The organism is Vannielia sp. (assembly GCF_029212645.1).
GTDB lineage: Bacteria > Pseudomonadota > Alphaproteobacteria > Rhodobacterales > Rhodobacteraceae > Vannielia.
Genome location: NZ_JARGND010000087.1, coordinates 1 through 5,700 on the forward strand (window position 1 = coordinate 1; position 5,700 = coordinate 5,700).

Here is a 5,700-nt window from a genome sequence, read left to right on the forward strand (position 1 = left end):
ATGGGGCTGATGCCTCGGAGGCCAAGCGTGACGTGATGGATGCGGTGCGGGCGCACTTCCGCCCTGAGTTCCTCAACCGTTTGGATGAGACCATCATCTTTGATCGGCTCAGCCGGAACGACATGGATGGCATCGTCGACATTCAGCTTGGCCAGTTGCGCAAGCGGCTCGCCCGCCGTGGCATTGAGCTGGAGCTTGATGACGGCGCGAAGAAGTGGCTGGCGGATGAGGGCTATGATCCGGTGTTCGGTGCGCGTCCGCTCAAGCGGGTGATGCAGCGTGCCTTGCAAGACCAGTTGGCCGAGATGCTGCTGGCCGGTGATGTGGCTGATGGTGATGTTGTTAGCGTGACTGCCGGGGCCGAAGGCCTGATCATTGGTGATGCTGTTGCAGGCACCAACCGGCCGCGCCCTGATGATGCCGTGGTCCACTGACGCCGCGCAGTGATCCGGGGCCGCGAGCCCACTTTCAAATCATAAAGGCCCCCCTTCCAGCCGGGAGGGGGGCCTTTTCTAACACGGATGGGCGCATGAAGGGTGCAATCGTTAAAGGCGCAGCACGCGGCGCCGGGCTGGCCACGCTGCGCCTGTGACGCCCGCGTGAACAGCACAGGCGGGGGCTTTGTTGGGCGGGTGCGCGCGGCTACTCTATACATAGAGAAAGGAGCCAGCCCATGCCCCGCTTTGAGCAACCCGGTTTTGCCTACTCCTATGATGTTGACGATGAGATCGCCGCCATGCGCACGTGGCGCGATACCAGGCAAGGCCGCGCCATCCCCGATAAAGCGCCGGGGCGTATGCTGCTCGCCTCATGGAACATAGCCAACCTCGGGGATCAGGCGCAGCCGCGCGATGATAAAGACTGCCGCCTCATCGCTGAGCTGATCTCATGGTTTGATCTGGTTGCCATTCAGGAGGTGAAGGAAAACCTGTCTGATTGGGAGCGTGTGCGCGCTTACTTGCCCCACGGCTGGGATGCAGTGTTTTCCGATCAGGGCGGCAATGATGAGCGAATGCTCTATGCCTTTGACACCGCCCGCGTCACCCGGCTGGAACTGGCGGGCGAAATCGCCATCCCGCCGGGGGATCACCGCTACATCAAACTGCCCGGCATCGAGCAAAAGTTTCTTGGCTTTGATCGCAATCCCTATGCCGTTGCCTTTCAGTCGGGCGGTTGGGTGGTGACGATGGTCAACGCGCATCTCTACTTTGGCTCCAGCTCAAAGCGCTCTCTCAATCGCCGGGCGCTTGAAACCTACGCGCTGGGCCGGTGGGCGGATCTGAGGCGCAAGCGCGGCTGGGCCTTCTCGCCCAATGTGGTGGCGATTGGTGATATGAACATGCCCAAGGCCGAGATGGGCGATGCGGTGTTTGATGCGCTCACCAAGCGCGGGCTGCACATTCCGCCGCACCAGTCCCGCATTGGCACCACGATCACCGAGGGCAAACAGTATGATCAGCTCGCGTTCTTTCCCGGCGGGGCAGGGGTTGCTTTTGTGTCCGATGGGGTGTTTGACTTTGATGGCGCGATCTTCGCAGACCTCTGGGATAGCCGCACCCCATCCGAGTTTGCCGCCTTCATGCGCTACCATATCTCCGATCATCGCCCGATCTGGGCCGAATTCATCACCGGCTGACTTGCCACTTGGCCGCTGCCGCCGCATCCTCTTTCTGGAAACGGGGAGAGCAGGATGAGCACTTACATTGATTGGGCGGGATACGCGATGGAGTGGCTGGCGCTGCTCTTTGTCTTCCTGCTTGGGTTCGCTGTTCTTGCCGCGTTGGTGGTTTTCATCATTGATAGCAACCAATCCGAAGACGCGATCCGCCGCAATTATCCGGTGATTGGCCGCTTCCGGCACATCTTTTCATCTCTGGGAGAGTTCTTTCGGCAGTATTTCTTTGCGATGGACCGCGAGGAAATGCCCTTTAACCGGGCGCAGCGCGATTGGGTCACGCATGCGGCGGCGGGCAGCTCAAACACGGTTGCCTTTGGCTCTACCCGCAATCTTAATGTTCCGGGCACCGCGATCTTTGCCAATGCCGCCTTTCCGCCGCTCGACAATCAGTTTGCCAGCACCGATCCGCTGCTGATTGGTGCCGGAACGCGCGAGCCGTTTCTGGCGCCGTCGATCTTCAACATTTCCGGCATGTCCTACGGGGCGCTTTCAAAGCCTGCGGTGCGCGCGCTGAGCAGGGGGGCAAAACTGGCGGGCATCTGGATGAACACGGGCGAGGGGGGGCTTAGCCCCTATCACCTTGAAGGTGGTTGCGATGTGGTTTTTCAGATCGGTACTGCCAAGTATGGGGTGCGTGATAGCGAGGGCAACCTGAGCGATGACAAGCTGCGCTTGGTCGCGGCGCATTCCGAGGTCAAGATGTTTGAGCTGAAGCTGGCGCAAGGGGCAAAGCCCGGCAAGGGCGGCATCCTTCCGGCAGCGAAGGTAGATGAAGAGATCGCCCTCATACGCGGGATCAAGCCGCACACCAGCTCGATCTCTCCCAACCGGCATGCGGATGTGAACGACTGGGGTGAACTGCTGGATGTGATCGCCCGCATACGCGAGGTCACCGGCAAGCCCGTTGGCTTCAAAACGGTGATCGGTGCGATCGAGCCGTGGCGCGACCTGTTTGAGCTGATCCACGAGCGTGGCCCCGATAGTGCGCCGGATTTTGTCACCATTGATGGCGGCGAGGGAGGAACCGGCGCGGCCCCGATGCCGCTTATGGATCTGGTGGGCATGCCCATCCGCGAGGCGCTGCCGCTGTTCAATAACCTGCGTGATGAGTTTGGCCTCAAAGAACGCATTCGCATTGTGGCGGCGGGCAAGCTGGTAAACCCCGGCGATGTGGCCTGGGCGCTCTGTGCGGGGGCCGATTTTATCACCTCGGCGCGCGGCTTCATGTTTTCGCTGGGCTGCATTCAGGCGCTCAAGTGCAACAAGAACACCTGCCCGACCGGCATCACCACCCACGACCCGCGCCTACAGGCTGGGCTGGTGGTGGAAGACAAGGACAAGCGCGTGGCGGCCTACGCCAAATCGGTCATCAAGGAGGTTGAGACGATTGCCCACTCGGTCGGCGTGGCCGAGCCCCGGCTGATGCGGCGGCGGCATGTTCGCATTGTGCAGGCCGATGGCTCTACGGTGCCGTTCAACGCGATCCACCCCTCGATCCAGCCGGGCGAGGAACGTTACACTCTTTGACGTTCCCGTCATCCAACCGCCTCGTGAAAATTGTTACAGCCCCGCGCCCCTATATAGAGTGCAAAGGATATGAAGGGATTTCACATGGCCAACCGCTGGACCAACACATTTACCACCGCCGATATCACGCCAGAGCCGCTTTGGCTGAACCGCCGCCAATTGATCGCGGGCCTCGGCGCGGCTTCTGTTGCAGGTGGCCTGGCCGGTAGCGCCCATGCGGCGGGCGAGGCGCTTGAGCCGAACAGCTTTGAGGACATCACCAGCTACAACAACTATTATGAGTTCGGCACCGGCAAGAGCGACCCGGCAGAAAACGCCGCAGCGCTTGATACCTCCAACTGGTCTATCGCCATCGACGGGCTGGTTGATCGCCCCGGTGACTATTCTCTTGCCGATCTCACCGATGGGCTGACCGAAGAGGAGCGCATCTATCGCTTCCGCTGTGTTGAGGCCTGGTCGATGGTGGTTCCGTGGAACGGCTATGAGCTGGCCGATCTTCTGGCCAAGGCGGGCGTGCAAGCGGGCGCAAGGTATGTGGCCTTTGAAACCGCCGTTCAGCCCGAGGCCATGCCGGGCGTGCGCCGCTCCGTGATCCCCTTCCCCTATGTTGAGGGCCTGCGCCTTGATGAGGCGATGCACCCGCTCACCATGATGGCCACCGGCATCTACAGCAAACCCATTCCCAACCAGAACGGCGCACCGATCCGGCTGGTGGTGCCGTGGAAGTATGGCTTCAAGTCGATCAAATCCATCGTGCGCATTACGCTGACAGAGGAGGAGCCTCCCACGACGTGGCAAAACCTCAATGCCCGCGAGTATGGCTTTTACGCGAACGTAAACCCTGAGGTCTCGCATCCGCGCTGGTCACAGGCGTCGGAACGGATGATCGGCGGCGGGTTGTTTGCGTCGCGTCAGGAGACGCTGATGTTCAACGGTTACGCTGATGAGGTTGCCGGGCTTTACGAGGGCATGGACCTGAGCAAGCTCTATTAACGCACCGGAACTTTCAGCACCTTAAGCAAAACGTGCCTCGGCATCGCGGCCATAGATAAAGGGCAACCCCATGACCTCCCTTGCCGAGCAAAGCACACCCTTCTGGGGCACCAAAGGCCGCGCCGTTCAGGCGGTGAACGATACACTCCGTCGGGTTCCGGCCTGGCCTCTATATATAGTGGCCCCAATTCCGGCGCTGTTCTGGTTTTGGCAGGGGGTTACGGGGGCCTCTGGCCCTGAGCCGATCAAAACACTTGAGCACGCGCTGGGCCTGTTCGGTCTTCAGCTTCTGATCGCTGGTCTTGCTGTCACCCCGTTGCGCCGCTTTGCCGGGCTCAACCTGCTCAAGTTTCGCCGTGCCATCGGTGTGGTGTCCTTCTTCTATATACTGGCGCACTTCCTCACCTGGCTGGTGCTCGACATGTCCCTGCTCTGGAGCCAGATCGCGGGGGATCTCGTGAAGCGCCCCTATATCACCATCGGCTTCGCGGGCTTCCTTCTCCTTACGCCGCTGGTCATCACTTCAAACAACTTCTCGATCCGGAAACTGGGCGCGCGTTGGCGCAAACTGCACAAGCTCGTCTATCCGGCGGTTCTGGCGGGCGGGGTGCATTGGGTGTGGCTGGCGAAGGGCTGGCAGCTGGAACCACTGCTCTACACCGGCGCGATTCTGGCACTTTTTGCCCTGCGCTTGATTCCCCGGCGCCGGAATCAGCCAAATCGCGGGTGAATCGCTTCGCGGTTTGAATAATTTTCACCCGACTCGACGAAAAATTTGGCGAGTCGGAGCGATTCATCCGACGAGTCGCGGTGAATCGGATGCGATTCACCCCCGATTCACGCCCGAAATGCCGGGTGAATCTGTGGATAACTTCTGAATAGGCCTGATTTGAGCAAGATCACCCCGGCTTGGCCTTTTGCTCTCGTTCCGGTGATCAAAAAAGGCATCTCGTAAGTATATGTATTTACTCTGTTTTTCAAAAACTTTGGAAAAAATGACAGTTTCACGAAAAAAGGGGTTGCGAGGTGCGGCCCCCAACCGTAAATACCCCCTCACCGGCGGCGCAGAGATGCACCAACGGGGCGCCAGACGGGCCAGACGGAAGCGGAAACGCAGACAGACGGAAACGAGACGCAGACTAAAAACAGAGATAGTTGAGGCGGGGCGCGCCAAGTAAGTTAGGGCGCATCTCGGTGATATTTGTCTCTACGCTCTTTGAAATCGATGGTTTTCTGAAGAGATATGCGGGCGGTTTGGTCACTACGACCGACGTACCTCGTATATCGCGCTCTTAGGCTTCGGCCGATAATAGAGTGTCAGCTTCACTGTTTGAACGGTTTCCGGTTTCTTATGAAACCAGAAGCACAACAAACAGAGACTTCATCGGCCTTTCCGGGTCGATGAGATGTGCGATGGTTCGAACGTCAAGGATAGCAGGGTAACCTGCTTTCAACTTGAGAGTTTGATCCTGGCTCAGAACGAACGCTGGCGGCAGGCCTAA

Annotated in this window: 4 protein-coding genes and 1 pseudogene; all 5 read left to right on the forward strand. The window is 59.5% G+C overall.

Features of this window, described 5'->3' with window-relative positions; translation table 11 throughout:
* Positions 1–434: pseudogene (locus P1U55_RS15615) on the forward strand (ATP-dependent chaperone ClpB); the annotation flags it as partial.
* Between the two features lie 239 nt (positions 435–673).
* A complete protein-coding gene (locus P1U55_RS15620) occupies positions 674–1,636 on the forward strand; it encodes an endonuclease/exonuclease/phosphatase family protein (RefSeq protein ID WP_301048566.1) in 963 nt (320 codons plus the stop codon).
* 54 nt (positions 1,637–1,690) lie between these two features.
* Complete coding sequence (locus P1U55_RS15625) at positions 1,691–3,205, forward strand: FMN-binding glutamate synthase family protein (RefSeq protein WP_301048567.1); 1,515 nt, start codon at positions 1,691–1,693, stop codon at positions 3,203–3,205.
* 84 nt (positions 3,206–3,289) lie between these two features.
* Positions 3,290–4,198, forward strand: coding sequence for a protein-methionine-sulfoxide reductase catalytic subunit MsrP (msrP, locus tag P1U55_RS15630; RefSeq protein ID WP_301048569.1), 909 nt, complete (start codon positions 3,290–3,292; stop codon positions 4,196–4,198).
* A gap of 70 nt (positions 4,199–4,268) precedes the next feature.
* The gene (gene msrQ / locus P1U55_RS15635) at positions 4,269–4,928 is read left to right on the forward strand and encodes a protein-methionine-sulfoxide reductase heme-binding subunit MsrQ (protein WP_301048568.1); all 660 of its coding nucleotides are present in this window, start codon (positions 4,269–4,271) and stop codon (positions 4,926–4,928) included.
* Positions 4,929–5,700 lie beyond the last annotated feature (772 nt).